This is a genomic window from uncultured Tateyamaria sp. (assembly GCF_947503415.1).
GTDB lineage: Bacteria > Pseudomonadota > Alphaproteobacteria > Rhodobacterales > Rhodobacteraceae > Tateyamaria.
In genome coordinates, this window is the sequence record NZ_CANNDS010000001.1 from 858032 (window position 1) to 883317 (window position 25286).

The 25286-nt window shown below is 59.2% G+C and carries 29 protein-coding genes; 14 read left to right on the forward strand and 15 right to left on the reverse strand.

What is annotated here, in order from left to right:
* Positions 1-4: 4 nt before the first annotated feature.
* Positions 5-913, reverse strand: coding sequence for a haloalkane dehalogenase (locus tag Q1A32_RS04095; RefSeq protein WP_299649902.1), 909 nt, complete (start codon positions 911-913; stop codon positions 5-7).
* 127 nt (positions 914-1040) lie between these two features.
* On the opposite strand from Q1A32_RS04095, the gene Q1A32_RS04100 reads away from it, so the two are divergent.
* From Q1A32_RS04100 to Q1A32_RS04115, 4 genes are all read left to right on the forward strand, one after another.
* Positions 1041-1538, forward strand: a complete 498-nt coding sequence (locus tag Q1A32_RS04100) for a VOC family protein (RefSeq protein ID WP_299649905.1) — start codon at positions 1041-1043, stop codon at positions 1536-1538.
* 94 nt (positions 1539-1632) lie between these two features.
* Entirely contained in the window at positions 1633-2739 is a 1107-nt protein-coding gene (locus Q1A32_RS04105; protein ID WP_299649908.1) for a class II histone deacetylase, read from the forward strand.
* 61 nt (positions 2740-2800) lie between these two features.
* Positions 2801-3379, forward strand: coding sequence for a nitroreductase family protein (locus tag Q1A32_RS04110; RefSeq protein WP_299649911.1), 579 nt, complete (start codon positions 2801-2803; stop codon positions 3377-3379).
* Entirely contained in the window at positions 3376-4101 is a 726-nt protein-coding gene (locus Q1A32_RS04115) for an EI24 domain-containing protein (protein ID WP_299609221.1), read from the forward strand. The genes Q1A32_RS04110 and Q1A32_RS04115 overlap by 4 nt, the downstream gene beginning before the upstream one ends.
* Here the strand turns inward: Q1A32_RS04115 and Q1A32_RS04120 are convergent.
* On the reverse strand, positions 4052-4327 hold the full coding sequence (locus tag Q1A32_RS04120) for a DUF1467 family protein (protein ID WP_299649914.1): 276 nt from the start codon (positions 4325-4327) through the stop codon (positions 4052-4054). The genes Q1A32_RS04115 and Q1A32_RS04120 overlap by 50 nt on opposite strands.
* The gene (gene mce, locus Q1A32_RS04125; protein WP_299609215.1) at positions 4327-4731 is read right to left on the reverse strand and encodes a methylmalonyl-CoA epimerase; all 405 of its coding nucleotides are present in this window, start codon (positions 4729-4731) and stop codon (positions 4327-4329) included. Before mce ends, Q1A32_RS04120 begins: the two co-directional genes overlap by 1 nt.
* Positions 4732-4860: 129 nt before the next feature.
* Here mce and Q1A32_RS04130 point away from each other — a divergent pair, with 129 nt between their 5' ends.
* Positions 4861-5580 (forward strand): response regulator, encoded by a 720-nt coding sequence (locus Q1A32_RS04130; RefSeq protein WP_299649917.1) that lies wholly within the window; start codon positions 4861-4863, stop codon positions 5578-5580.
* Positions 5581-5589: 9 nt separating this feature from the next.
* Here Q1A32_RS04130 and Q1A32_RS04135 read toward each other — a convergent pair whose 3' ends face one another.
* From Q1A32_RS04135 to aspS, 4 genes are all read right to left on the reverse strand, one after another.
* Positions 5590-6318: a GNAT family N-acetyltransferase gene (locus Q1A32_RS04135; RefSeq protein WP_299649920.1), complete on the reverse strand. Its 729-nt coding sequence runs from the start codon at positions 6316-6318 to the stop codon at positions 5590-5592.
* 52 nt (positions 6319-6370) lie between these two features.
* Positions 6371-7543, reverse strand: a complete 1173-nt coding sequence (locus tag Q1A32_RS04140; RefSeq protein ID WP_299649923.1) for a DUF1501 domain-containing protein — start codon at positions 7541-7543, stop codon at positions 6371-6373.
* Positions 7544-7552: 9 nt separating this feature from the next.
* Positions 7553-8944: a DUF1800 family protein gene (locus tag Q1A32_RS04145; RefSeq protein ID WP_299649926.1), complete on the reverse strand. Its 1392-nt coding sequence runs from the start codon at positions 8942-8944 to the stop codon at positions 7553-7555.
* Positions 8945-9041: 97 nt separating this feature from the next.
* Positions 9042-10823 (reverse strand): aspartate--tRNA ligase, encoded by a 1782-nt coding sequence (gene aspS / locus Q1A32_RS04150; RefSeq protein ID WP_299649929.1) that lies wholly within the window; start codon positions 10821-10823, stop codon positions 9042-9044.
* Between the two features lie 118 nt (positions 10824-10941).
* Between aspS and pcaC the strand changes: the two genes are divergently transcribed.
* Genes pcaC through pcaG form a run of 3 tightly spaced genes read left to right on the forward strand, consistent with a single transcriptional unit; the run spans position 10942 to position 12652 of the window.
* A complete protein-coding gene (pcaC, locus tag Q1A32_RS04155; protein WP_299649932.1) occupies positions 10942-11322 on the forward strand; it encodes a 4-carboxymuconolactone decarboxylase in 381 nt (126 codons plus the stop codon).
* On the forward strand, positions 11319-12044 hold the full coding sequence (gene pcaH / locus Q1A32_RS04160; RefSeq protein WP_299649935.1) for a protocatechuate 3,4-dioxygenase subunit beta: 726 nt from the start codon (positions 11319-11321) through the stop codon (positions 12042-12044). Before pcaC ends, pcaH begins: the two co-directional genes overlap by 4 nt.
* A complete protein-coding gene (gene pcaG, locus Q1A32_RS04165) occupies positions 12044-12652 on the forward strand; it encodes a protocatechuate 3,4-dioxygenase subunit alpha (protein ID WP_299649938.1) in 609 nt (202 codons plus the stop codon). Before pcaH ends, pcaG begins: the two co-directional genes overlap by 1 nt.
* A gap of 51 nt (positions 12653-12703) precedes the next feature.
* Here pcaG and katG read toward each other — a convergent pair whose 3' ends face one another.
* Positions 12704-14878, reverse strand: a complete 2175-nt coding sequence (gene katG, locus Q1A32_RS04170; protein ID WP_299649941.1) for a catalase/peroxidase HPI — start codon at positions 14876-14878, stop codon at positions 12704-12706.
* A gap of 218 nt (positions 14879-15096) precedes the next feature.
* Between katG and Q1A32_RS04175 the strand changes: the two genes are divergently transcribed.
* The gene (locus Q1A32_RS04175) at positions 15097-15993 is read left to right on the forward strand and encodes a hydrogen peroxide-inducible genes activator (protein WP_299649944.1); all 897 of its coding nucleotides are present in this window, start codon (positions 15097-15099) and stop codon (positions 15991-15993) included.
* Between the two features lie 142 nt (positions 15994-16135).
* Here the strand turns inward: Q1A32_RS04175 and Q1A32_RS04180 are convergent, their stop codons facing one another.
* On the reverse strand, positions 16136-16552 hold the full coding sequence (locus Q1A32_RS04180) for a helix-turn-helix domain-containing protein (RefSeq protein ID WP_299649947.1): 417 nt from the start codon (positions 16550-16552) through the stop codon (positions 16136-16138).
* 72 nt (positions 16553-16624) lie between these two features.
* Between Q1A32_RS04180 and Q1A32_RS04185 the strand changes: the two genes are divergently transcribed.
* From Q1A32_RS04185 to Q1A32_RS04200, 4 genes are all read left to right on the forward strand, one after another.
* Positions 16625-17395, forward strand: a complete 771-nt coding sequence (locus Q1A32_RS04185; protein ID WP_299649950.1) for a transglutaminase family protein — start codon at positions 16625-16627, stop codon at positions 17393-17395.
* Positions 17395-18030, forward strand: coding sequence for a cation transporter (locus Q1A32_RS04190; protein ID WP_299649953.1), 636 nt, complete (start codon positions 17395-17397; stop codon positions 18028-18030). Before Q1A32_RS04185 ends, Q1A32_RS04190 begins: the two co-directional genes overlap by 1 nt.
* Positions 18027-18578, forward strand: coding sequence for an isoprenylcysteine carboxylmethyltransferase family protein (locus tag Q1A32_RS04195; protein WP_299649956.1), 552 nt, complete (start codon positions 18027-18029; stop codon positions 18576-18578). Before Q1A32_RS04190 ends, Q1A32_RS04195 begins: the two co-directional genes overlap by 4 nt.
* Positions 18579-18745: 167 nt before the next feature.
* Entirely contained in the window at positions 18746-19321 is a 576-nt protein-coding gene (locus tag Q1A32_RS04200; protein ID WP_299649959.1) for a recombinase family protein, read from the forward strand.
* A 169-nt stretch (positions 19322-19490) separates the two neighbouring features.
* Here the strand turns inward: Q1A32_RS04200 and Q1A32_RS04205 are convergent, their stop codons facing one another.
* Positions 19491-20684, reverse strand: a complete 1194-nt coding sequence (locus Q1A32_RS04205) for a hypothetical protein (protein ID WP_299649962.1) — start codon at positions 20682-20684, stop codon at positions 19491-19493.
* Between the two features lie 238 nt (positions 20685-20922).
* Here Q1A32_RS04205 and Q1A32_RS04210 point away from each other — a divergent pair, with 238 nt between their 5' ends.
* Positions 20923-21102, forward strand: a complete 180-nt coding sequence (locus Q1A32_RS04210) for a hypothetical protein (RefSeq protein ID WP_299649965.1) — start codon at positions 20923-20925, stop codon at positions 21100-21102.
* Positions 21103-21109: 7 nt separating this feature from the next.
* Here Q1A32_RS04210 and Q1A32_RS04215 read toward each other — a convergent pair whose 3' ends face one another.
* From Q1A32_RS04215 to Q1A32_RS04235, 5 genes are all read right to left on the reverse strand, one after another.
* A complete protein-coding gene (locus Q1A32_RS04215) occupies positions 21110-23215 on the reverse strand; it encodes a site-specific DNA-methyltransferase (RefSeq protein ID WP_366141201.1) in 2106 nt (701 codons plus the stop codon).
* Positions 23216-23293: 78 nt separating this feature from the next.
* On the reverse strand, positions 23294-23665 hold the full coding sequence (locus Q1A32_RS04220) for a hypothetical protein (protein ID WP_299649971.1): 372 nt from the start codon (positions 23663-23665) through the stop codon (positions 23294-23296).
* A 219-nt stretch (positions 23666-23884) separates the two neighbouring features.
* On the reverse strand, positions 23885-24622 hold the full coding sequence (locus Q1A32_RS04225; RefSeq protein ID WP_299649974.1) for a hypothetical protein: 738 nt from the start codon (positions 24620-24622) through the stop codon (positions 23885-23887).
* 53 nt (positions 24623-24675) lie between these two features.
* Positions 24676-24996, reverse strand: coding sequence for a hypothetical protein (locus tag Q1A32_RS04230; RefSeq protein ID WP_299649977.1), 321 nt, complete (start codon positions 24994-24996; stop codon positions 24676-24678).
* Positions 24996-25235 carry a helix-turn-helix transcriptional regulator gene (locus Q1A32_RS04235; RefSeq protein ID WP_299649980.1) on the reverse strand — a complete coding sequence of 80 codons (240 nt, stop codon included), beginning with the start codon at positions 25233-25235 and terminating at the stop codon, positions 24996-24998. The genes Q1A32_RS04230 and Q1A32_RS04235 overlap by 1 nt, the downstream gene beginning before the upstream one ends.
* Between the last annotated feature and the right edge of the window lie 51 nt (positions 25236-25286).

The window sequence follows — 25286 nt, forward strand, 5'->3', positions numbered from 1 at the left end:
CGCGTTAGGGGTTGGCGTCCATGAACGCCACCGCAGCCCGTGCCAACTCGGGTCCGACATCCTCCTGCAGGAAATGCCCCGCGCCATCAAATATGACATGTGCCTGCCCGTCGGCCCCCGGCATGATCCGCTGAAATACCTTCTCGACACCTGCCATCACCTTGTCTTGCGCGCCAAACGCGGTCAAGACGGGCAATTCCAGCCCTTGCAACACGGCCCACGCCGCCCGGTTCGGACCCGCTGCCGGATCATCCGGGCTGTCAGGCACCAGCATCGGAAACACACGCGCACCGGCCTTGTAACTCTCATCCGGAAACGGCGCGTTATAGGCGGCGACTTCATCCTCGGTCAGCTTGCTTTCCGTCCCGCCATAGACGATGCGCCCGGAATCGAACGGGTTCACCGTCTGCGAAAACTCGCGCCACATCTTGAACGCCTCACTCATCGGCTGATCGCCGGTGGGCAGGGCCGTGTTGGCCACAACCAACCGCTTGAACCGATCCGGCATCGCCGCCAACAGGCGCAACCCGATCAACCCGCCCCAGTCCTGACACAGCAACGTAATGCCGCTTGCATCAACCTGCCGCAGCCAGTCACTCATCCAATCCACATGCCGCTGATAGGTATAGTCCGATTGCTGTGTCGGCTTGTCGGACCGGCCAAAGCCCACCAGGTCGGGGGCCAGCACGCGGTGCCCGGCTTGGGTGAACACCGGGATCATGTTGCGATACAGATAGGACCACGTCGGCTCGCCATGCATGACCAGAACAACCTCGCCGTCCCGTGGTCCCTCGTCCAGATAGTGCACCCGCAGCGTTCCACCGTCCGTGTCGTCCACATCCATATAGTGCGGGGCGAAATCATAATCCGGCAGCCCTTCGAAACGGGCGTCCTCGGTGCGCAAAAAGTCCATGGCATCCTCCGTTGGCAGGCATCCAGCCTAGGGCGCGGATCGTGCGCCTGTCTACCAATCCTGTGCGCATATGCGGATAGGCGCGCGGGTCCGCGGCCCTTACCTTGCACATCAAAGGAGAGCACACATGTCCACCCGCGTTCCCGCCGACACACGCGTCGGCCATATCCACCTCAAGGTCACAGACCTTGATCGCGCCATCGCCTTCTACGGCGACGTGCTGGGGTTCACGTTGACCCAACGCTACGGCACCCAGGCCGCATTTCTGTCGGCAGGTGCCTACCACCACGATATTGGCCTGAACACATGGCACTCGCGTGGTGCAGGTCCCGCGCCGGACCGGGCGGCGGGCCTCTACCACGTCGCCTTCCTTTTTCCGGACCGCGCCTCGCTTGGGGCGGCCCTCGGGCGGGTGCTCGCCCACGGCACGCCGCTGGATGGGGCCGCCGATCACGGCGTGTCCGAAGCTGTGTATTTCCGCGACCCCGACGGCAACGGGATCGAACTCTACCGCGACCGGGCACAGGCGGACTGGCCGCGCCAAGCCGACGGCACTCTCGCCATGATCAACGACCCACTGGATGTCGACAACCTGCTTGAGGAAGGTATGGGAACATCGCCCTGAAATCCGCACCCGAAATCCATGATCAACCCACCGCATGCCCCCATGGACAACCCCGCCCCCCTTCGCCACGCTGCCCCAAAAATCGGAGGGTGAGATGAGCACCGGATTCTACTGGGATGAACGCACGATGTGGCACGGCGGCGGCAACTATGCCTTCACAGTGCCGCTTGGTGGATTGGTGCAACCCCTGGCTGCCGGGGGTTTGCCAGAAAGCCCCGAGACCAAGCGCCGCATGAAGAACCTGATGGACGTCACCGGCCTGACGAACGACCTGCACGTCACCTCTGCCGACGCAGCAACCCAAGAGCAACTCCTTGCTGCGCACTCAGCCGAATACCTAGACGAATTCAAAGCCTTATCAGATGCGAATGGCGGCGAGATCGGCCACCACGCGCCCTTTGCCAAAGGCGGATACGACATCGCAGCCCTCGCCGCAGGCCTGACCTCAGCCGCCGTCGAAGCCGTGCTGAAAGGCACCCACGAAAACGCCTATGCGCTCGCCCGCCCGCCGGGGCACCATTGCGAGGCCGCCACTCCGATGGGCTTCTGCCTCATGGCCAACATCGCCATCGCGATCGAGGCCGCCAAAGCCACCCGCCCTGATCTGAAAGTCGCCGTTCTCGACTGGGACGTGCACCACGGAAACGGCACGGAATCCATCTTCTATGACCGCCCTGATGTGCTCACAATCTCGATCCACCAAGAAGGGAATTACCCCTTGGATACCGGTCACTTAACGGACCGCGGCACGGGCGCCGGAGAGGGCGCAAACCTCAACCTCCCGCTGCCCGCCGGGGCCGGTCACACCGCGTATCTCCATGCCATCGACCGGGTCGCCACCCCCGCTATCGAAGCCTTCAACCCCGACCTGATCATCGTCGCCTGTGGGTACGATGCAGGGGCCGTCGACCCCCTCGCCCGGATGCTCGCCACAGCCGAAACCTTCCGCGAAATGACGCTAAAAATCAAAGCCTTAGCCGAACGCATCTGTGACGGTAAACTAGTCCTCAGCCACGAAGGCGGCTATTCCGAAATCTACGTCCCCTTCTGCGGTCACGCCACGCTCGAGGCGCTGTCAGGCAGCAAGATCACCGCCGCAGACCCCATGGCCCGCGCCCTGAACAACCGCCAACCCGGTCCGCGGTTTAATGCGTTCCTGCGCGCGGAAATTGACCATATGGTCCAACAACTTGGCCTCTAACCCCTTGACGTCGCAGCCATTCGCCACGACATGACCCTCAACATGTAAAAAGGCGTAACATATGCCCGCACGCAACCAAGCCGCCCTCGATTTCCTGCTGACCCGCCGGTCCCGCCCCGCCAAGACCTTGGCCGAACCGGTCCCCGACCGCGCAACGCTGGAACAGCTTCTGACCGCCGCCGCCCGCACCCCCGATCACGGCAAGCTCGAACCCTGGCGCTTCATCGTGCTGGGCAAAGGCGCCATGCCTCGTCTCGCAGAAACGGCGGAAACGCGCGGCCGTGCCCTCGGCCTCGACCCCGAACAAATCACCAAGGGACGCAGCCAATTCGACCAAGGGCACCTCGCCGTTGCAGTGATCGAAATCGACCGCAAAGTCGAAAAAATCCCAGCACTTGAAATGACTTACTCCGCCGGTGCTGTCTGCCTGTCCCTTCTGAACGCTGCCCTTGCGGCAGGCTGGGGGGCCAACTGGCTCAGCGGTTGGCCCAGCCATGACCGGGGCTTCATGGCCCAAGCTCTGAACCTTGCTGACAACGAACGCGTCGCGGGTTTCATCCACATCGGCACCGAAACCGCGACCCCGCCGGAGCGCCCCCGCCCCGACGTGCCCTCCATCACCACATGGGTCGACGCATGATCGTCACGTCCTTCTTCGCAGCCCTCGGCCAGATCAGCGACCCGCGCTTTCGCCGGGTCCTGCTCCTCGGCATCGCGCTAACTGTCGCCCTGCTGATCGCCGCCACATCCGGCTTTGTCTGGTTCATCGGCTGGCTCACGGCGGACGGCGTGTCGCTGCCGTGGATCGGCACGATCACATGGCTGGGGGATATCATCACCTGGAGTTCGTTCTTCCTGTTTTTGGTGCTGTCGATTTTCCTGATGATGCCAGTGGCCTCGGCCATAACCTCAATGTTCCTCGATGAAGTCGCGCAAGCGGTCGAAGACAAACACTACCCACACCTGCCCCCGGCCAAAAGCATACCAATTGGCGATGCGCTCGTGGATACAGTGAACTTCCTCGGCGTGCTGATCACTGCCAACATTCTGGCACTGATCCTCTATGTCATGTTCGCCCCGGCAGCGCCCTTCATCTTCTGGGGCCTCAACGGATTCCTGTTGGGCCGGGAATACTTCACGCTTGCCGCCATGCGCCGCGTGGGACGGGAACGGGCAAAGGAATTACGCCGCGCGCACAATGGCACGATCTGGCTTGCGGGAACGCTGATGGCGATCCCGCTGTCCGTGCCCTTGGTGAACTTGCTGATCCCGATCATCGGGGCCGCCACGTTCACTCACATCTTCCATGCAGTTACAGCGGCTCAAGCGACCGATCAAAGAAGTCCATATCGTCCAGACTGATCCATCCCGACAGGATGATGCCGGCGATAATGATCCAAAGCACCAGCGCCACCCACGTCACGATCCACGCCTTGCGGCGGGTGTGGTGATGCTCGGGCGCGCCTGCATGCGTGCCGGGCTCAACCTCGCCCAGATCACCTTGGGTCTGTACCTTGATGGGCAGGGCAATCAGGAAGCACAGCCACCAGATGACGGCATAAAGAACAAGGGCGGATGTGATCCCCATCAGACCTGCTCAAGCTCTGTCAGGGTGCCATTCATGTCCTTGGGATGCAGGAACAAGACAGGCTTGCCATGGGCACCGATCTTTGGCTCTCCATCCCCCAACACCCGCAGGCCGCTGGCCTTCAGATGGTCGCGGGCGGCGATGATATCCTCAACTTCGTAGCAGACGTGATGGATCCCGCCGGACGGGTTCTTGTCCAGAAACCCCTGGATCGGAGAGTTCTCACCCAAAGGGTACAGCAACTCGATCTTCGTGTTCGGCAACTCGATGAAAATGACGGTCACACCGTGATCGGGTTCGTCCTGTGGAGCGCCGACATTCGCGCCCAGCGCGCTGCGATATTGCGCAGCGGCGGCCTCAAGGTCGGGGACGGCGATGGCGACGTGATTCAAGCGACCGATCATGGCGGGCTCCTGTGGTTGGGGCTGCGGTGCGCCCTTATCGCCAAGGGGCCGCCTGCGTGCAAGTGGGCGTTAACGCGCTGTTAGGCATGGACACGTAACGATGAGTCGCAAGAGTTTTTGGAGGATCAGATGGACACGACGGACCCGTTCAAACCAAACTATCCCGCGCCCACCGCCATGCGTCCCTTGCTGGGCCTGACAGTCCTTGTGATCGAGGACAGTCGATATGCGTGCGAGGCGATGCGCCTTTTGTGTCTGCGCAGCAGCGCACGCATTCGGCGGGCAGACACGATGCGCGCGGCACGGCGGCACCTGCAGGTCTATCGCCCCTCGGTTGCGATCATCGATCTGGGCCTGCCCGACGGCAACGGCGCTGACCTGATCCGCGACTTGGCGACGGCAGCACAGCGCCCGGATGTGGTTCTGGGTATCTCGGGCGACGCAGACAGCGAAGCCCGCGCGCTGGAGGCTGGCGCTGACGGCTTCATATCGAAACCCATTGTCTCGCTGGCCGCCTTTCAGGAAGCGATCCTGACCCACCTGCCCGAAGATCGGCAGCCGATGGGCCCCCGCGCCGTGCCGGAGGGGGAGGTTGAACCCGATCCCATCGCCTATCGCGACGACATGGTTCATGTGGCCGATGTTCTGGAAGATGCACAAGACATGCGGACGCTCGATTATGTCGTTCAATTCCTGGGCGGCGTCGCGCGCAGTGCGCGGGACGATGAATTGCTGCAGGCCACGGACGCGCTTGCGCAAAAACGGGCACGGGGTGACGCAGCCGCATCCGAGACAGCAGCCATTGCAGGGCTTGTCCAGGACCGGTTGGCAGACAAGATCGCGATCTAAGCCCAGGCGTCAGCCCGCACCCAGCATTGGATCATCTGCCACACGCACCAGCCGGGTCAGGTCAGACAGGTGCTCGATCTGCGCACCGTCCGCATCGAAGTTGCTGTCTGACAACCATGCGCCAAATGCTTCCTTGAGCGCAGGCCACTCGGCGTCAATGGCGGCAAACCATGCGGTGTCGCGGTTGCACCCTTTGACAACCGCAGCTTGCCGAAAGATGCCTTCGAAACTCAGGCCAAGGCGTTGGGCCGCCGCGCGCGACGCACGGTTCAACGCATTGCACTTCCACTCAAAACGCCGATACCCGGCCGCAAATGACCACTCCATCATCAGGAAAAGCGCTTCTGTCGCGGCGCGGGTGCGCTGCAATGCGGGGCTGAAATTGATGTGGCCCACTTCGATACTGCCAGCCTCCGGCGCTATACGTAGAAAGCTTGCCACGCCTTCGTATTGCGCCGTGGCGATATTGAAAATCGCATAGAACTGAACAGCCGGGTCCTGTTCCATATCACGCACCCATCGATGGTATTGCGCGGACGACGAAAACGGACCGTAGGGCAGATAATCCCAAACACCGTCATGCCCGACATAGGATCGGTACAAAAGCGCGGCATGCACATCTGCGCGCAACGGCTCCAACCGCGTGTGCGCGCCTTTCATGACGGTCTTTGCATCCGGGACAGGCGGTGGCACCCAATTGGGCACCGGCGCCGCGTTCAATTTGTAAATCGCAGTCATGGCCGGACGTTAGGCAAGCAGACGCCCAAGGCCAAGGGGCATTCGGCAGGCGTCAGAGCACCAGACCGGGATCACCACCCATGTCCAGGCCCGGGAAGATCGAACTTTCCAGAACGCTGCGATCCAAACCGGTCAATCCACGCATCACCCAAGCCGCCTGTGCGCGCACGTCACCCGTCGGCATCAGATCGCGATCCTGAAACAGATCGCCGTCGCCGATGCCCGGCCATTGACCATATACGCGACCACCCTTGATCGCGCCCCCCGCCACGATCATCAGACCGCCGGTGCCATGATCCGTCCCGGCCGTGCCATTCTGCCGTGCGGTCCGGCCAAACTCGGTCATCGCAACAACAGCCGTCTTGCGCCACGTGTCGCCGCGCATCTTGCCGCGCAGGGTCAAAAGGGTCTCCGACAGACGGGTCAGTGCCGTGTCCATGAACCGGGCCTGACCGCCATGGGTATCCCACCCATTCAGCGAAAACGCCGCAATCCGCGCCTCTTCCGACAATCGCGCAGCCGCAAACTCAGCGATCTGCACATGGCCACTCTTGCCCTTTTTGTCGATGCCCTCACCGACGCTGGACAACACCTGCGCTTCGGCAAGGGCCGCGTGCAAGGCCGGGTCAGACTCCGTCACAAGCTCAAGCAATCGCGCGGCCTGCGGGCTCAATCTCAGGTCAGCATCGGGCGCCCAGTTGGCCACCTCGGCCGCACCCTGAAGCAGCCGCATGTCACTGCGCCCCACGGCATAGGCCGTCTGGGGCGTCACGCCGGGCACGGCTTGCAGCATACGGTTCAACCATCCATCACGGACGCCCGCCATACTTGTGGTCCCCGCCTCCAGCAGGTCCTGACCATCGAAATGGCTGCGTTTGTCGCGATAGGGCGTGGACACGGCATGAACAAAAGACAACTGCCCCGCGTCCCACATCGGGACAAGCGGGCCAAGGCTGGGATGCATGGCAAAGTAACCATCAAGGTCATGCGCCCCGCCCTCAGCCCCCACGGCAAGAGACCCGCGCAGCTTGCTGAATGCAGGATCACCATAGGGCTGCACCACGTCCAGCCCGTCCATCCCGCCGCGCAGGATGATCACGACAAGTCGCGTGTCCCAAGGTGCAGCTGCAAGGCTCACCGGTGTCAGCAAGGGGCTGGCAGCCAGCGAGCATCCGACAAGTCCGCTGCGGGCAAGAAAGGCACGGCGAGATAAAGGCGAAGACATCACAATCTCCTATTTGCGCTGAAACGCAGGGGACATCAGAACCAGACCAACGGCTTCGGGTCGGCTTTCGGCAGCGCCGGCAGCGAACCGCACCGCATCATCCGCAAATCGCCCCAGCGCGGTTTCGGCGAACGCGCGCGGGTCGGGCAGCGGATCTTTCATTCGAACAGGCACGTCCATGGCCCACGCCACCCGCGCCGAAATACCCTGCGGTGTGATCCACTCGGGATCCTCCTCGGCCCAGCCATCAGGCCCCACGGGGCGCTCCCATGTCTGGCCCATATGCACAAGCGGCATCGCAAAAAACCGTCTCATCCACTTTTCGTCACGCCCCGCAAAGGCATTTTCAGGGATGGCGAGGGCACGCAGTGCAGATGACACGAAATCAATCGGCAATTTGAAATTGGAAAACGTGGGCTCCCACGCGGACGGATGACCCAGCAACACCTCATAGACGGGCATCAAAGCGCCATCATGATCGATATAGGCAGCCTCCAACGCGTCAATCAGCTTGGGATCGGGATGGTCAGACACGAAATGGACCGCCATTTTCCACGCCAGATGGCGGGCGGTGGAGGGGTGCGCCGCCAAATCAACAAGCGCTTCGCGCACCCATTTCACTCTCGGCTCTTCGCCATAGGCCACGCCCAACACCGTTTCGGCACCCGGTTCCGCAAAATCCTGACGGAATTTGAACCCGTTTCGGGCATCAAACGTCATGCCGGTAAAGAGTTCAGCCAATTGCGTCACGTCGTCTTGGGTATAGGGGCCGTTCACACCCAGCGTGTGAAGTTCCAGAACCTCGCGCGCGAGGTTTTCATTCAGGCCTGCCGGGTTTTTGGGCCCGCGTTTGATCGCACGCGTGCTGTTCGGTCCCATGGCGCGGGTCTGGTCCAGATAATCCAGCATCAGCGGGTGCATCACGGCAGATTGCAGCAGATCGTCGAATCGACCCGTCACAAAGGGTCGAATGGCCGCTTCGATATAGGGTGACGTGCCGCGCCGAATGACGCCGCGCTTGCCTCTAGCGGTGAAGTGATCCGCCCAAAACGCGATGATCCGTTCTCGAAAGGCCGTTTCTGTATATGTCCGCCGCAGCATCGTTTGACCCAACCAGTCAAACATGGCGGTCCGCGCCTCTCTGTTCAGCACGTTGCGCTGTTTTCGGGCAGCCTCGGCAATGTCTGTCCCACGGTTTTTCCGGCGAATCGCGTTTTGCGCCTGTGCCTGCACCATGCGCGCCCTGAATTTGGCAAAGCGTTCGATGGGAAAGGCGCTTTGCATCACGTCCGGAGCGGTCAGCCCATCCAGCACATCCTGGGCGTTTTCCGGCGGCTTTTTGAGGGGCGACAGCCCATACCCAAAGCGAATTTCAGCAATTTGAGGGTCAAATTCACGCAACGCTACACACCATGGGTCTGATCGAACACAGACCCTAGATAGCATTGATCGCCCCGAATTTCACGGGGCAACCGAACAGTATTGCGCGATTGCTTGCCTAGTCCTGCGGAATGACGCGCAAGCCCAGTTCCATCAGCTGATCGCTGGTCGGATCGTTGGGCGCGTCCATCATCAGGTCTTCGGCGCGCTGGTTCATCGGGAACAGGATCACCTCGCGGATATTCTGTTCACCTGCCAGCAACATCACGATCCGGTCGATGCCCGCCGCACAGCCACCGTGGGGCGGCGCGCCGTATTGGAACGCGTTGACCATACCACCGAAGCGCTTGCGCACTTCCGCCTCGTCATAGCCTGCGATCTCGAACGCCTTGAACATGATCTCGGGCCGGTGGTTTCGGATCGCACCCGACACCAATTCGTACCCGTTGCAGGCAAGGTCATACTGAAAGCCCAGCACGTTCAGCGGATCGCCTTGCAGCGCGTCCATCCCACCTTGCGGCATGGAGAACGGGTTGTGCTCAAAGTCGATCTTACCGGTTTCCTCGTCCGCCTCGTAGATCGGGAAATCCACGATCCAGGCAAAGGCAAAACGATCCTCGTCGATCAGCTTCAGCTCTTCACCGATCACGTTGCGCGCACGGCCCGCGATGGCCTCGAACGCCTTGGGTTTGCCACCAAGGAAAAACGCCGCATCGCCGACGCCCAGACCCAATTGCTGGCGGATCGCTTCGGTGCGTTCCGGACCGATGTTCTTGGCCAACGGACCAGCCGCTTCCATCCCTTCGCCCTGATCGCGCCAGAAAATATACCCCATCCCGGGCAATCCTTCCTTCTGGGCATAAGCATTCATGCGGTCACAGAACTTGCGGCTGCCACCCGTGGGCGCAGGGATCGCACGGATCTCGGTCCCCTCCTGCTCCAACAGCTTTGCGAAAATCGCAAAGCCGGAATCGCGGAAGCGGTCAGAGACCACTTGCATTTTGATAGGGTTCCGAAGGTCGGGTTTGTCCGATCCATACCACAGGGCCGCGTCACGGTAGCTGATTTGCTCCCAGCTTTCGGGCGCGTCCACTTTCTTGCCGCCGCCGAATTCTTCGAACACACCGGCCAGCACGGGGGCCACGGTGTCGAACACGTCCTGCTGGGTGACGAACGACATCTCCATGTCCAACTGGTAAAAGTCGGTGGGCGAACGATCCGCACGCGGGTCTTCATCGCGGAAACAGGGTGCAATCTGGAAATACTTGTCAAAGCCCGACACCATCAACAGCTGCTTGAACTGCTGTGGGGCCTGCGGCAACGCATAGAACTTGCCGGGATGAAGACGCGACGGCACCAGGAAGTCGCGCGCCCCTTCGGGGGACGAGGCCGTGATGATCGGCGTCTGGTATTCGCGAAACTCCTTGTCCCACATGCGCTTGCGGATGCTCGCCACCACGTCCGACCGCAGCTTCATGTTCTCTTGCATCTTGTCGCGGCGCAGGTCGAGGTAGCGATAGGTCAGGCGCGTCTCTTCCGGGTACTCCTGATCGCCAAACACCATCAGCGGCAATTCGGCCGCATGGCCCAGCACCTCCATGTCGCGAATGAACACCTCGATCTCGCCCGTGGGCAGCTTGGGGTTCACCAGCGACGCATCGCGCGCCTTCACATTGCCGTCGATGCGAATACACCATTCCGACCGCACCTTCTCGACCTCAGCGAACACCGGGCTGTCGGGATCACACAGCACCTGCGTCACGCCATAATGGTCGCGCAGGTCGATGAACAACACGCCGCCGTGGTCGCGCACCCGGTGGACCCAGCCCGACAAACGCACGGTATCACCCACATTGGCCGAGGTCAGAGCGGCGCAGGAGTGAGAGCGGTAAGCATGCATGATGTGGTCCCTTCGGGGCTGCAATTCAGATCGGCGCAGATACACCGGGCAAGGGGTGGAAAGTCAAGGCGACAACGGCCCTGACCCCATGCTATCACCGACAAAAAGGGAGGGTTCGATGGACGACAAATGGGCGAAGGGCATGGGCGTGCGCCGCACGGTGCTGGGCGACGCCCACGTGGACCGGGCCGAAGCGGTGAAAACACCCTTCGACGCCCCGTTTCAGGAACTGATCACCGAAGGGGCGTGGGGCACGGTCTGGGCCAGTGACGCCATCAGCCTGCGGGAACGGTCAATGCTGACGCTCGCCCTGCTCGCCGCCACCGGGAACTTCGATGAAATCCCCATGCACATCCGCGCGACCATCCGCACGGGGGCCAGCAAACAGGACGTGGCCGAGGCGTTTCAACACGTCGCCATCTATGCAGGTGTGCCGCGCGCCAACCGCGCCCTGCAAATCGCCAAGGAAACCTTTGCCGAGATGGAGGTTGGCCTATGACCGACGGCCCCCTGTTCCACCGGGACCGCAATTGGCACCCCAAAGGTTTCACCCCCGATTACAAAACCAGCGTTGTGAGATCCCCGCAAAAGGCGCTGTTGTCGATGAACACCACGCTCAGCGAGGAGACCGGCCCAGTCTTTGGCCACGAAATGCTGGGTGATCTGGACAACGACCTGATCCTGAACTTTGCCCAACCGGGCGAGATGGCGCTGGGGCAGCGGATTATTGTGCATGGTCGGGTGCTTGATGAAAACGGGCGCGGCGTGCCCGGTGCGCTGCTCGAATTCTGGCAGGCCAACGCGGGCGGACGCTATCGCCATGCGAAGGAAGGGTATCTGGCCCCGCTCGACCCGAATTTCGGCGGCTGCGGGCGGACGATCACCGGCGACGATGGCGGCTATGCCTTCCGCACCATCAAACCCGGCGCCTACCCGTGGCCCAACGGCGTGAACGACTGGCGGCCCGCCCATATCCACTTTTCCGTCTTCGGGCGCAGCTTTGGCCAGCGCCTGATCACCCAGATGTATTTCGAAGGCGATCCGATGATCCCCCTCTGCCCCATCGTGCGTACGATCAGCGACCCCGACGCGGTCGCGCAACTGATCGCCCCGCTGGACATGAACAACACCATCCCGATGGATGCCCGCGCGTACAAATTCGACATCGTGCTGCGCGGGCGGCGTTCGACCCTCTTTGAAAACCGGATGGAGGGGAATTGATGCAAAAGCTCACCCACATCAAGGAAAACCCGTCGCAAACCGCAGGGCCTTACGTGCATATCGGTTGCGTGCCGAATTTCTGCGGAATCACAGGCGTCTATGACCAGGACCTTGGCGCATCCATGGTCAACGATCAGACCAAGGGGGACCGGATCACCGTCACCGGGTCCGTGTTCGATGGCACCGGCACCCCGCTCAAGGACGCGCTGGTGGAAATCTGGCAAGCGGATGCCAACGGTATCTATCCAAACGGCGATCCACGCGGGGACGCCGATCAGAACTTCACCGGCTGGGGCCGCGCCGCCGGGGACTATGACACGGGCGTCTGGTCATTCGAGACGATCAAACCGGGGGCCGTTCCCTTCCCCGATGGGCGCATGATGGCGCCGCATATCTCGTTCTGGATCGTGGCGCGGGGCATCAATATCGGCCTGCAAACCCGCATGTATTTCCCGAACGATCCGATGCTGGCAGACGACCCGTGGCTGACCCGGATCGAACATCAGAACCGGGTGCAGACCCTGATCGCCACCGAAAAGACGCCCACGACCTTTCAGTTCGACATCCATCTTCAGGGCCCGGACGAGACCATCTTTTTCGACGTCTGAAACGCAAAACGCGGGCCACAATGGGCCCGCGTTTCGTTCTTTTTTGCTGACTTACAGCAGATCGAAGCGATCCGCGTTCATCACCTTGGTCCATGCGGCAACAAAATCCGTCACGAACTTCTCGGCGTTGTCGTCCTGCGCATACACCTCGGCATAGGACCGCAGGATGGAGTTCGAGCCGAACACCAGATCGGCACGGGCAGCGGTCCACTTGACGGCGCCAGAGGCCCGATCGCGGATCTCGTAGCTGTCGTCAGACGCGGGGTGCCAGCTGTAGGACATGTCGGTCAGGTTCACAAAGAAGTCCTGCGTCAACTGACCAACGCGGTCAGTGAACACACCGTGTTCGGAGCCACCATGGTTTGCCCCAAGAACACGCAGGCCGCCCAACAGAACCGTCATCTCCTGACTGGTCAAACCAAGCAGTTGCGCGCGGTCCAGCAGCATTTCTTCGGGGCTGATGGCCAGATCGCTCTTGGCGAAGTTGCGGAACCCGTCTGCATGTGGCTCAAGCACATCGAAGCTTTCCGCATCCGTCATTTCGTCCGTGGCATCACCGCGCCCGGGCGTGAACGGAACGTCCACGTCGAACCCGGCAGCCTTGGCCGCCGCTGCAACAGCTACATTGCCCCCAAGAACGATGACGTCTGCAACCGACGCACCGGTGTCGGCCGCAATCGGCTCCAGCGCGGCAAGCACCGCATCCAGACGCTCCGGCTCGTTCGCTTCCCATGTGCGTTGCGGCGCAAGACGGATGCGCGCGCCGTTGGCGCCGCCCCGCTTGTCCGACCCACGGAAGGTACGGGCGCTGTCCCATGCAGTTGCAATCAGATCAGCATGGCTGATGCCGCTGTCTGCAATCCTGGCCTTCACCGCATCCACATCGTAACCGGTGTTGCCGGCAGGGACCGGATCTTGCCAGATCAGATCTTCGGCGGGGACATCGGGGCCAATGTAGTTGGCGCGCGGGCCCATATCGCGGTGGGTCAGCTTGAACCATGCCCGCGCAAACGTATCGCGGAAGTAGGCCTCATCCGCCATGAACTTCTCGCAGATCGCGCGATAGGCCGGATCGACCTTCATCGCCATATCCGCATCCGTCATCATCGGCATGCGGCGGGTCACACCATCACCGGCATCGACCGGCATATCTTCTTCCTTGATGTCGACGGGCTGCCACTGATGCGCGCCTGCGGGCGACTTGGTCAGCTCCCAGTCATAACCAAAGAGCAGCTTGAAATAGCCCATGTCGAATTTCGTGGGTTCCGTGGTCCAGGCGCCTTCAATGCCCGACGTGACCAGCGAACTGGCCGAGTCGGTCTGAGCGGGGTTCGTCCACCCCATGCCCTGCGCCTCGATGCCAGCGCCTTCGGGCTCTGCACCCAGCGCCCCCGCATCACCATTGCCGTGCGCCTTGCCGACGGTGTGACCACCGGCAGTCAACGCGGCTGTCTCTTCATCATTCATCGCCATGCGGGCAAAGGTTTCGCGCACATGCAGGGCCGTGCGGGCGGGATCAGGATTGCCATTCACCCCCTCGGGATTGACGTAGATCAGACCCATATGAACAGCCGCCAAAGGGTTCGCCATGGTCGACGGATCATCCAGATCTTCGTAGCGGTTCTCGCTCGGGGCCAGCCATTCGTTCTCTTCGCCCCAGTTGATATCGATGCCGGGTGCCCATGTATCGGCACGGCCAAAGCCGAATCCAAATGTCTTCAAGCCCATGGAGTCGTAAGCAATATTGCCAGCCAACAGCATCAGGTCAGCCCATGACAGGGCGTTGCCGTATTTCTTCTTGATGGGCCACAGCAAACGGCGCGCCTTGTCGAGGCTCGCGTTGTCAGGCCATGAATTCAATGGGGCAAAGCGTTGGTCACCGGACGCGCCACCACCGCGGCCATCCTGCATCCGGTAGGTCCCGGCCGCGTGCCACGCCATACGGATCATCAGGCCGCCATAATGGCCCCAGTCGGCGGGCCACCACGGTTGGCTGTCCGTCATCAACGCATGCAGATCAGCTTTGACCGCATCATAATCCAGCGCCTTGACGGCCTCCCGGTAATCGAAACTCGGGTCCATGGGATTGGTCGGCGCCCCATGCTGATGCAACACTTCGACCCTTAGGGCATTTGGCCACCAGTCTTGATTGGTGCGCCCACCAAAGGTGCTTTGCAGGCTCGCGCCGTGCATCACTGGGCATTTACCGATGTCGTTGCCGTCCATATTGCTCTCCGATAATGTATGCGGTCTTGCGGTCTGAGGTGGAACTTAAGGTCTGTTGAGAATGATTCTAGACTTGAGTTCCAACTCCTTTTTCCTGAGGCGCGTCAGGGCCCGATTCGTCGCTCAAGACCCATTTCCCCCTCGATCATGACGCAACCTAACGGAGGCAATGGATTTACTTAAGTTGTATTTCTTTATGATCACGATAGTTTTTGGTTATGAACCTGACGCTCAAACAACTGCGATACTTCAAGGCCCTGTCCCAAGAGCTGCACTTCGGGCGGGCCGCAGAGCGGTGTGCGATTTCGCAGCCCGCATTGTCGGTGCAGATCCGGGAACTGGAAGACGGGCTTGGCCTGCAACTGTTCGAACGCCGCCCGCGATCCTTGCGGCTGACCTCGCATGGCGAGGAATTTGCGACCCGGGCCAGCACTATTCTGCAAACTGTAGACGAGTTGGGGAACTGGGCGGAAGCCGCACGCGCGCCCGGTCTCGGGCGGTTGCGATTGGGCATCATACCGACGATTGCGCCCTACCTTCTGCCGAACCTGATCGGCGCTTTGACACAGGCGCATCCGACCATAGACCTGCATGTCCGTGAAACGGTTACGCCGCGGCTGGTCGACGAATTGCTGGATGGTCAACTGGACGTCGCCATCGTTGCATTGCCGCTGGACGAACCGTCCTTGGTCGAAACCCCGCTGTTCGAAGAGGAAATGGTGTTGATCCGACCGGGCAAGGACGTCGATCAGCCCCCCATATCCATGGCTGACCTGTCCGCCATGCGCCTACTTCTGCTGGAGGAAGGGCACTGTTTTCGGGATCAGGCCATGTCGTTTTGCAACATAAGTCCAAACCGCCCAAATGCCGGGATGGACGGCAGCTCGTTGGGCACGCTGGTGCAGATGGTCGGCGCAGAGATCGGCGTGACCCTCATCCCGGAAATGGCCATCGAGGTCGAAACACGGTCCGCATCTGTCTGCGTCAATCGCTTCGACGCGCCGATTCCCAAACGAAGCATTGGTGTTGTCTGGCGGCGCACCAATCCGATGGGCGACACGCTCAAGGAAGTTGGAGCGATCGTGAAATCGGCAGCCTCCGGGCCCACGACATAAACGCGCATCATCAGCCCCCTGAAACGGGAAACGCCGCCCCGAGGGACGGCGTTTTTGGTTGCGGGAGTTCGCACCCACCGAAAGCGAATGGTTGTCATTTTGGAAGTCTAACTGACAACGAAGCGAATTTTGCCAGATTGCATCAATGTTCACCACGACAGTGTTCGTGGTCAGCCAATGATGCCAGAACATAGCACTCTTCTGAACTTCCCTCGCCATCGCATCCGTCTGCGATGCGAACCAGTTCGGTTTCCAGTGCCTTGAGTCTTAGCAGCTTCTCACGCACGTCGGTCAGTTGATGCTGGGCGATCTCGGTGGCCTCTTGGCAGGATCGGTCAGGATGTTGCTGCAAATCGATCAACGCGGTGATGGCTTCGATGGAGAATCCAAGGTCACGGGCATGTCTGATGAAGCCCAGCCGTTCCAGACCCTCTTTGTCATATCGTCGTTGATTGCCTTCGGTGCGACCTGCGGACACCAGCAATCCAACCTGTTCGTAGTATCGAATGGTAGGAACTTTCACACCCGTCTGCTTTGACAATTGCCCGATAGAAAACATGCGATTTACCTCTTGAAGCTCTAGTGACTAGAGGTTGTAGATAGGGTGGGACACAAAGAAAAGGCGATTCGTATGTCCTCTGATCCAACGACCCAACAGACCCCACTCCTCAATTACTCAGCAGGCCCGATCCAGTCACTGATTGCGGATCGTGGGTGGTCCAAACTTGAACCTGCTGAGCGGGCAGAAGCCGCCTATGAGTTTGTCAGGAATGAAATCGCATTTGGCTACAACAGCGACGACACCTTGCCAGCCTCCGACGTGCTGCGGGATGGTTATGGTCAGTGCAATACAAAGACCACCCTACTGATGGCATTGCTGCGGGCGATGGATTTGCCATGCCGCTTCCATGGCTTCACGATCCACAAGTCGCTGCAACGTGGTATCGTTCCCGAAATCGTCTACCCCCTCGCACCGACCAATATCCTGCACTCATGGGTAGAAGTCTTATTGGACGGGAGGTGGATCACCCTTGAGGGCTTCATCCTCGATGATGCCGTGCTGAATGCACTGCAAAGAGCTTTCCCCGATCAGGACAGTATCTGCGGATTTGGTGCTGGCACGGACAACCTCCATGCCCCTGCTGTCGCCTGGTCTGGGGGTGACACATATATCCAGAGAACGGGGATCAACGCCGACTTGGGGGCATTCGCATCACCAGATGCATTTTACACGGAACACCAGCAACTGCGTGGCATCAAAGGATTGCTGTATAGACTCATGATCCGCCACTGGATGAATGCACGTGTGGAACGCCTCCGTCGTGGCCTGGTGCCGACCATCCCTAACGGTCCCGCAACAGCATTGCCCCCTCAACATCCGAATGTGAAGGAGGCTATGTAATGTCGGGTTGCTGCGGACATGATGCGAAGTTCGAAGGCGTCTCGGCTGATTACAAACGCCGCCTTTGGATCGTCATCGCCCTGAACGCCACGATGTTTGTGGTCGAGATGTCGGCGGGTCACTATGCCCAGTCTCAGGCTCTTCAGGCCGATGCATTGGACTTCTTAGGTGATGCCCTGACCTACGGCATTTCACTGGCGGTCATTGGTGCGTCCATTCAGGTGCGCACGAATGCTGCATTGGCAAAAGGGCTGAGCCTCCTCTTGATGGGCCTCTGGGTCTTCGGCTCGACCCTTTACCGCGTATTCTACGTTGGAGTGCCTGAAGCGGGCATCATGGGGGGCGTAGGTGTTATGGCACTTGCAACAAACCTGGCCAGCGTTCTGCTGCTGGTTCGATACAAAGACGGAGATGCCAACGTCAGATCGGTGTGGCTGTGTTCACGCAACGATGCCATCGGCAATGTGGCAGTTGTCTTTGCCGCCCTCGGTGTTTGGGGAACTGCGACAGGTTGGCCAGACCTGATCGTTGCGGGGATTATGGCGACGTTGTTCCTGTCGTCGGCGTTTCAGATCGTGCGTCAGGCTTTGCAGGAACGTCGAGATGCGATGCAGCACATCCATGGGGCAACATGACGGTCGTTCTGCTTACCACCATGGGGATCGCTATTGCGTTCGGGACCTTGGCAGCGATTGTCTGGTCCATCGCTTATCCCGAACGCCGACTGTGGCCGCCAAAAGAGTATACGGCACTGACACCGATCTTGGTGTGGGTGCCAACCTTCACCCTGTTTGGCACCATGATCGCAGTTGGTGTCATGGAGTGGGGGTCTTGGTCCATTCCCGCTGCTATCAGATACTCCTTGGGAGGGACGTTGATCGTCCTGGGCAATCTGGGTGTGTGGTCGGAAGTGCTGAAGTTTGGCGTCGATCAAACAGGCGGTGCGCCAGGTAACCTGAGAACGTCAGGGCTGTATCGGTATTCCCGTAACCCGCAATATGTATCAGATATGATGATCGTGCTCGGCTGGACGTTGATGTCGGCGTCACCAAATGCATTGCTGATCGCGTCTGCATCCATTGTTGTCCTAGCCGCCGCACCGTTCGCCGAAGAACCTTGGCTTGTTGATCAGTATGGTGAGGAATACCAAACATACAGATTGACGGTTGGTCGGTTTCTTTAAGAAGTTTGGCCGTGTCTCAAAATCGGTTGGTTTCAAGGTTATCGTTACCCTTGGGCTTCCCGCTGCTAACGGCCCGTGTAGCGTTGGTTCTGAATTTCTCATAAACCCCTATCGTAACGAATCACTATTCCTGCTAAGATGGTCACGAGTTTTGAGAAGGAGAACGAATGCAGATTGGATACGCACGGATCAGCACAGACACACAGACCCATGACGCCCAGATCGCGGCACTGAAGGCGGCGGGGTGTGAGAAGATATTCATAGAGACCGCATCTGGTGCGAAGAAGGACAGGCCCGTGCTGAATGAAGCACTGGCCTACCTACGTCCACACGCTGATGACAAGCTGGTGGTCTACAAGCTGGATCGTGTGGCTCGTAGCCTCCCACATCTGATCGAAATCATGGATCGGCTCAACCAGGACAACATCGAGTTCCAGAGCCTGTCCGAGGCCATCGACACCAAGACCCCTGGCGGAAGACTGCTCTTCCACGTCATGGGGGCAATCTCAGCCTTCGAACGTGATCTGATCATAGAGCGGACCCAAGCGGGGCTCAGGGCCGCGAAGGCAAAGGGTCGGGTCGGTGGGCGTCCGAAGAAGATGACTGACGACAAGATCAACGCGGCCCGTGAACTTTTGGCGAATGGCACCGCTGTCAGGGATGCTGCTGCTGCGGTGGGGGTTTCAGTCCCGACCCTATATCGCTGGCTTCCAGGGAAAGAACGGTCGTCGTTGAGTGCCTAGCTGATTTTCATGCCTGTCTCATTCACCAGAATGAACCTGGTGTTGAGATGGTCTAATGCGGGCAGTTCAGCGTGGGTTTCAATGCTGTAGCTGGGTGGTTTTGGTGATCAGCAGCGTCGAGGACGGCACCCAGGCTTACATCTGGGACGGCTCGGCCCTGCTGAGCCTATTATTCCAGGCGGGCGTCCAGATAGTCATAAAAACATGTATCTTCAGCGTCTGGGTCGCCGCACCATTTCTTAACTAGAGAGAGGAAGGCAACAAAGGAACTCCTAGTAATCATACCATGTCGAAGCCAAGGCTGGGGCTTATGAACGACCTGGTTCCATCCTGACATCCACAGATGAATGAACTGCTCTGCATATGAAAGCTTGGCGAAGTTTCGTTTCACATAGGCCAACCGTTCCTGCACCTGGAGTTCGATCACACGAGCAGGGTCAATACTGACACCAGTCACATCCAGGGACTTGCCCATCGAGAAGGAAAGATTGCGTTTGTTGACCTGACCACCCAGGAGGGCATGACCAATCACGGCATCCTTCTTCTGCTCAGTGGTGTCCAACTTAACCTCGGTCTTCTCCATGGCAGAGTATTCCAGATAGCCCTGGGCACCGTGGGTGACCTCACCATGCTTGTTGATGCGTTCTGGCTGAACAGTCGCGACACAAACCCTGCGACAGCCTGGGAACGCTTCCCTGACGATACGGCGAACTTCTTGTTTGCTCAGATAAGGGTCAGCGACGATCCCGTGCCAGTGCAGCAGGGCGAAGACCTCATCGGGACGGTTGATTGGATCGAAGCCGACGGGCCATTGGTCCTGAGGAAAGATCGTGGCCAGATACCCAGCGGTCTCCATGGCGAAGTGGAAACGACCTGAGACCTGTGCACCGTCAGTCAATGGGCTCAATGCATCTCGCATTCGACTGCGACATGCATCGATGCTGGACTTTGCATCCGCTGTCAGCGGCAGGATCATATTGTTGACGGTGGTTGGGTGGCGCATCACATCTGGGAAGCCCTGCTGCTTCTTTTCCATGCGTTCTCCAGCACGGCTTGCATAGGATCGCCCCTGGACAGAGCCACATGCGTTGAATCCCTCAGGAGACTTGAAGTCCTTCCTTGTTCGAAGGCCATCGGCCTGACGCGTCCGCCTAGGTCTTGTGTTGTATCGCTTCGCTGCGTCGGCGCGGTCCATTGCTGTTTGCTGCTGGTTCAAAACGGAGGCAATGGCCAAGTTTCCTGTTGCCTGGAACTCTCGTTCAAGGATTCGTCTCTTGTAGTGCTGATCGTTCGCCAGTCCTGTTTTCCCGATTGCGGTCGCCTCGATATTGTCGCGCATCCTGCGCATCGTTGGTCGTGCCATGCTATGATCCTTTCCGATCTTTTGCTTTGGACCGAGGGAACATAGTGAGATTTTCGCCGAAGCGTTAATCGGGGGGTGGACATCAGGTGAGTGGCCAACATCCGCTCCCACGGACATCGGTATTTAGTCAGACCGTAGTCAGACTTGGGAACCAGGGTAGGAAGTAGGATTCCACGATAGTCAGATACAGGTCTGCCCCAAGGCCGATCATCCCTAAATACCAGTAGGAGGACGACCAATGATGAAACGCTTTTCCGTGCGCAACCTGGATCAGGATGCCATCGACATGCTGGCCGAGATCAGGGCCGAAGAACGCCGTGAGCTAGGTGCGATCCTGGAAGATTGCATCCAGTCATACTGGAGTGAATTGTTTGAGGCTGAAGCTGAAAACGATCTTGCTTTCGAAAATGCAGCCTGACTTCGTCTTATAGCGCGGCCTGCTTCAGCGCCTGAACGATGGGCCTCACCTGGATACCCATTTCCATGAACTGTTGTTCAAATGGCCCTTGGTCCCAAGCATACAGGTAGCAGGTCTTTGACATTTGTTGACCTAACCACTCGATCAATACTGCGTCGAACCGATTAACCAGCACCAGTGTCATTTCCTGACCTACATGGACGTTCCAGGGGCTATCTGGATCGAATGGGGTCAGGGGCAGGCCGTGGAGGGCCTCAAGGCTTGTCCACGCATCTGAGGGTCGCAGGGCATGGTCGAGGTGCCGCTGGTCGAGGTCATGTATGCGGAGATACGCGAAGGCGGCTGACAGGTCTGTGTGCCGCTTTTCAGCGGAGGCGTTCAACAGGCGGACACGCTCGGCGGTCACATCGCGACACAGGTTCTTGTCGGGTCGATCATTTGTCCCCTCCGTCGATGACGCCATGACAAAGCGGCGGTTACCACCGTCTTCGGCATTCAGTTCCATTACAGCTTGAGCAGTTGTTGCTGAGCCCGCGAAGAAGTCGAGAATCAGGTCATTGGCGGATGTTGACTGGCGAAGTAGCTCACGGATCAACGACGTGGGCTTGGGGTGGTTGAACGTCTTCGATCCGAACAACCTGCGGACCTCTTTTGTGCCCTCGGTGTATGAACCTGCCTGAATTTGGATGTTGCCGTCGTTCGAGGTGTCCGTGTCTGACGGGCGGGTAATCCAGCTTGAGAGTGGCTGTGTCGTGCGTTGCAGTTCGTCTTTGAATAGCTTTCGGCATGGAGTGCCGTATCCTATTTTCTTGCCAACCCAGAATTCGAGGTCAGGGAGATCATGTCGGAGGATCGGGACTCCACCGCTCAGTGGAACGTCCTTTTTGTCTATCGCGCTCTTGAGATCATCCAGGGTGGAAAACGTCTCTACCCGCTGCTCAAGGGGGAACACGATGCGGCCCTGAGCAATAAAGTCCTCGACAGGCTGTGTTTGCAGTCGGCGGCCCCTGGGTAGGCGCTTACGTGTTGCATACCGCCATACAGAGTCAGCATTGCATGGATAATAGATGTCCGTCTTCGAGTCGTGCAGTGGGTAGTAGAGGTTCGGGCGTTCCAGATGCGAAAAGCTCAGCTTCATTGGAACAGCCTGCCAATCACCCCGTGGATCGAAGTCGGGGTTGGCATAGGCTGCATAGCTCTTGGCGTTGCCAGCGAAGGCGAAGCCGCGTTTGCCCGCAACGAGGACATGCTCGTGGTCAGCACTCAGGTAGATACCCTGGTCGGCGTTCGAGCCGTTCCTGGTGCGCCAAACCAAGCTTCCATGCTGGAGGTCAGGTAGGGCCTCCTTCATCACCAACTCGGCAACGGCCCGCTGCTCATCGCTAATCGACATCAAGATCACACCATCGTCGGTCAATAGATCACGGGCCAGCACAAGACGGCGGTAGAGGAACTCCAACCAGGTGGACTGCTCAAAGCGATGCCCAGGGTCACGGTATCGGTCGTCATATACCCAGTCGGTGTTGCCTGTATTATAAGGCGGGTCGATGTAAATGCATTTGACCCGACCACGATGCGACAACCGTAGCCATCGCAGGGCATCGTAGTTGTCACCTTCGATTATGAGGTTTTCCCAAGGGGCCGCCTTGTCACACAATGTGAGGTCGAGCCGCGCGATGGGAACGGTTTGATCACCTTTGGCCTGGTGGCCAATGCGGTCATGCTCCCACACGAGACCAAGCTTTCTGCTGCGGTCCTGGGCCTCCAGCAGCCCGACAAGTTCGGCTTTGCTGAGGTGGTCATATTTGCGCAGCCGTTCACTCTGGGGTAGTCCTACACGGTCTGGCACATCAGCATCGCCAGGAAGGAGGGACCTGATCAGGTCGTCGGCCTGCCCCTTGTTGGCCTCTCGATATGCATGTTCGATCTGACGACGCTTTTGTTCCACGGCATGGGCGGACCTTTCCAGGGCAATCGATCTGTCGGAGGTTTGCAATGACACCCAGTATTCGCGGCGCTTCAATGTGGCCTGCATTGGCCTTGGCACCTGGACACGGACATACCAACGATTGCCACGAAGAAAGAGTTTTGGAAGTGCTACAGTGCTTGCCATATCATCGCATTATTGATCTTGCTGTAGCAAGACAAGGTGTAGCCTCATGGGTTCGTGTATCCACCCACCGAACGCCAATCAGGCGAACACGGACCCTTCGGCATATTGCTCCAGGAAGGCGTTCAGGTTCACGATCCTTGGAACCCTCCGCTTACGGCCTGTCTCGGCCTCCAGAGCAGCCTCGCTGATCCGCAGGGTGTCCATGAGCATCCTGATCCGACCAGCGACACCAGGACTGCCCTCAGCTTCCCTCCACACCTTCTTGACGTAGGGCCAGAGCAGCATCTCGTAGACCAGATCACCGATGGTGGTTTGGCTTTTCTCATTGGCACCCACAACAATGAAGCTCCTGAGGAATATGAGGACTTCCTCGTCAGCCATCTCTTCGATGAACTGATGCAGTTCGGTGGGAAGATCGTCTCTGATGTTCGATCCTGGGACTTCGGCCATGCTGCTGCTCCTGGTTAAGGTTCACCAGTATTTACTGATTGGACAGCTAAGAACTCTCATGCTTCTGCACCTTTCGCCAGTAAAGCACCGTGATGTTTAGAGGCTTGATACCCAACTGTCGACGGATGTGCTGGCGTTCGAGCAACCTTTCGAAGACGGCCTGTTTGAACTCTGACGATAAGATTAGGCCACAGACACCAAGGGACTGGTTCGCACCCTTCAAAACCCGTCGTCAGGCTGGCAGGCAACATCACCGAGGGCATCACGTGATCCATTCAAGCTGAACGCGGCAGAGCGCCCCTCTGAGGCTGTGACCGTCATCAAGTTGCCAGAGGCCGTGGCACCCCAAAGCGCGGTGTAGGTCTGGCCGCAGACGCTGCACTCAGTATTGATCTGTCCACCCTCTGCCCAAACGGTCATGGCAAATACTGTTCCATCCACATCAATACTGATCTGGCCACCAGGGGCAGGCTCCCCATCCAGTTCGACATAGAGCCCGCCATTTTCGCCGATGTCATTGCACGTGAACGTAACCGAGTTGCCGTTGCCATCACTGGTGCCGCTCTCGTAGACGCCCTGGCCGCCGCTGAAGGTCCATGGTCCGTTGCTGGACGATGATGCAATGGAGGCTGCTTTGGGCGGCTCACAGCGGTCCCAGAAGGCTGTTCCACTGACCCTGTCGATCCGCACACCATCCACCGTCGGTGTGATCGTCATCTGTTCGCGGTAAGTGCTGCCCTCGGCGGAACACACGGCGGTAAAACGGGTGCCGTCGTCGAGTGCTACAGGCAATGTCAGATCGCACTGATTCTCTACACCTTGGAAGACCCCGCCATGGATTGCCAAAGCGCCGCCCTCTATGCCGATCTGGTCGGGTGAACATGACCAATCGGAGCCGACAGGTTGAAATAGGCCGTCGATAGTCTGCGCGCCTGAACCCGACGCCGCGCATATCATTACAACTGCAAACCCACAGACCACCAGCGGGGTTGTAAAGACGGGACGACCACTCACCGTGCCCCGCCGAGTGCTATGGATCGACCCAGCCAGAAGCTGAACCACAAGACCCCAAGCTGGATTGCATGGTGAAGGCCGATGTAGCCACCAGGGCTGAAGTTCATGATGCCCGCCTCGAAGGCATACAAGACCGAGTCCAAGTGCGCGGATGTCCAGAACAACACCACCTGGAAGAAAATGACTGCCCCCAAACCGATCACTGCTTCACTAGGGAAGAGGCAGAAGAATCCTGTCAGCAGGCCACCGATGACTGTCACACCGAATAAGGCGATGATCTGCGGGCTCGTAAGTGACATGAGGAAAACGTCAATCATTATATCTTCTCGTGCTTCTGGTGGTCGGTTTTACTTTCGGCTGCCTCATCATCGACGCTGATCAGGTCCTGGATGCTCACCTTCCCACCAGTGGCCGTGACAATCGCCTGTAACGTTCTGCGGGAGGGTATGTTGATCCCGTCACGAGCACGGAGAACGGTAGGTGCACTGAGCCCGCAGCGGTCCCCAAAGACCTTGAGGCTGAGTTTGTTCTGATCGAGGTAATCCTTGAGTGTCATAGCAACGTTACCTATCGTGAAACAAATTGATTCGCTATAGGTAACTTACAT

Coding starts and splice junctions, on each gene's coding strand:
- Q1A32_RS04095 (WP_299649902.1), bottom strand. CDS start 913: ATGGACTTTTTGCGCACCGAGGACGCCCGTTTCGAAGGGCTGCCGGAT.
- Q1A32_RS04100 (WP_299649905.1), top strand. CDS start 1,041: ATGTCCACCCGCGTTCCCGCCGACACACGCGTCGGCCATATCCACCTC.
- Q1A32_RS04105 (WP_299649908.1), top strand. CDS start 1,633: ATGAGCACCGGATTCTACTGGGATGAACGCACGATGTGGCACGGCGGC.
- Q1A32_RS04110 (WP_299649911.1), top strand. CDS start 2,801: ATGCCCGCACGCAACCAAGCCGCCCTCGATTTCCTGCTGACCCGCCGG.
- Q1A32_RS04115 (WP_299609221.1), top strand. CDS start 3,376: ATGATCGTCACGTCCTTCTTCGCAGCCCTCGGCCAGATCAGCGACCCG.
- Q1A32_RS04120 (WP_299649914.1), bottom strand. CDS start 4,327: ATGGGGATCACATCCGCCCTTGTTCTTTATGCCGTCATCTGGTGGCTG.
- mce (WP_299609215.1), bottom strand. CDS start 4,731: ATGATCGGTCGCTTGAATCACGTCGCCATCGCCGTCCCCGACCTTGAG.
- Q1A32_RS04130 (WP_299649917.1), top strand. CDS start 4,861: ATGGACACGACGGACCCGTTCAAACCAAACTATCCCGCGCCCACCGCC.
- Q1A32_RS04135 (WP_299649920.1), bottom strand. CDS start 6,318: ATGACTGCGATTTACAAATTGAACGCGGCGCCGGTGCCCAATTGGGTG.
- Q1A32_RS04140 (WP_299649923.1), bottom strand. CDS start 7,543: ATGTCTTCGCCTTTATCTCGCCGTGCCTTTCTTGCCCGCAGCGGACTT.
- aspS (WP_299649929.1), bottom strand. CDS start 10,823: ATGCATGCTTACCGCTCTCACTCCTGCGCCGCTCTGACCTCGGCCAAT.
- pcaC (WP_299649932.1), top strand. CDS start 10,942: ATGGACGACAAATGGGCGAAGGGCATGGGCGTGCGCCGCACGGTGCTG.
- pcaH (WP_299649935.1), top strand. CDS start 11,319: ATGACCGACGGCCCCCTGTTCCACCGGGACCGCAATTGGCACCCCAAA.
- pcaG (WP_299649938.1), top strand. CDS start 12,044: ATGCAAAAGCTCACCCACATCAAGGAAAACCCGTCGCAAACCGCAGGG.
- katG (WP_299649941.1), bottom strand. CDS start 14,878: ATGGACGGCAACGACATCGGTAAATGCCCAGTGATGCACGGCGCGAGC.
- Q1A32_RS04175 (WP_299649944.1), top strand. CDS start 15,097: ATGAACCTGACGCTCAAACAACTGCGATACTTCAAGGCCCTGTCCCAA.
- Q1A32_RS04180 (WP_299649947.1), bottom strand. CDS start 16,552: ATGTTTTCTATCGGGCAATTGTCAAAGCAGACGGGTGTGAAAGTTCCT.
- Q1A32_RS04185 (WP_299649950.1), top strand. CDS start 16,625: ATGTCCTCTGATCCAACGACCCAACAGACCCCACTCCTCAATTACTCA.
- Q1A32_RS04190 (WP_299649953.1), top strand. CDS start 17,395: ATGTCGGGTTGCTGCGGACATGATGCGAAGTTCGAAGGCGTCTCGGCT.
- Q1A32_RS04195 (WP_299649956.1), top strand. CDS start 18,027: ATGACGGTCGTTCTGCTTACCACCATGGGGATCGCTATTGCGTTCGGG.
- Q1A32_RS04200 (WP_299649959.1), top strand. CDS start 18,746: ATGCAGATTGGATACGCACGGATCAGCACAGACACACAGACCCATGAC.
- Q1A32_RS04205 (WP_299649962.1), bottom strand. CDS start 20,684: ATGGCACGACCAACGATGCGCAGGATGCGCGACAATATCGAGGCGACC.
- Q1A32_RS04210 (WP_299649965.1), top strand. CDS start 20,923: ATGATGAAACGCTTTTCCGTGCGCAACCTGGATCAGGATGCCATCGAC.
- Q1A32_RS04215 (WP_366141201.1), bottom strand. CDS start 23,215: ATGGCAAGCACTGTAGCACTTCCAAAACTCTTTCTTCGTGGCAATCGT.
- Q1A32_RS04220 (WP_299649971.1), bottom strand. CDS start 23,665: ATGGCCGAAGTCCCAGGATCGAACATCAGAGACGATCTTCCCACCGAA.
- Q1A32_RS04225 (WP_299649974.1), bottom strand. CDS start 24,622: ATGATATGCGCGGCGTCGGGTTCAGGCGCGCAGACTATCGACGGCCTA.
- Q1A32_RS04230 (WP_299649977.1), bottom strand. CDS start 24,996: ATGATTGACGTTTTCCTCATGTCACTTACGAGCCCGCAGATCATCGCC.
- Q1A32_RS04235 (WP_299649980.1), bottom strand. CDS start 25,235: ATGACACTCAAGGATTACCTCGATCAGAACAAACTCAGCCTCAAGGTC.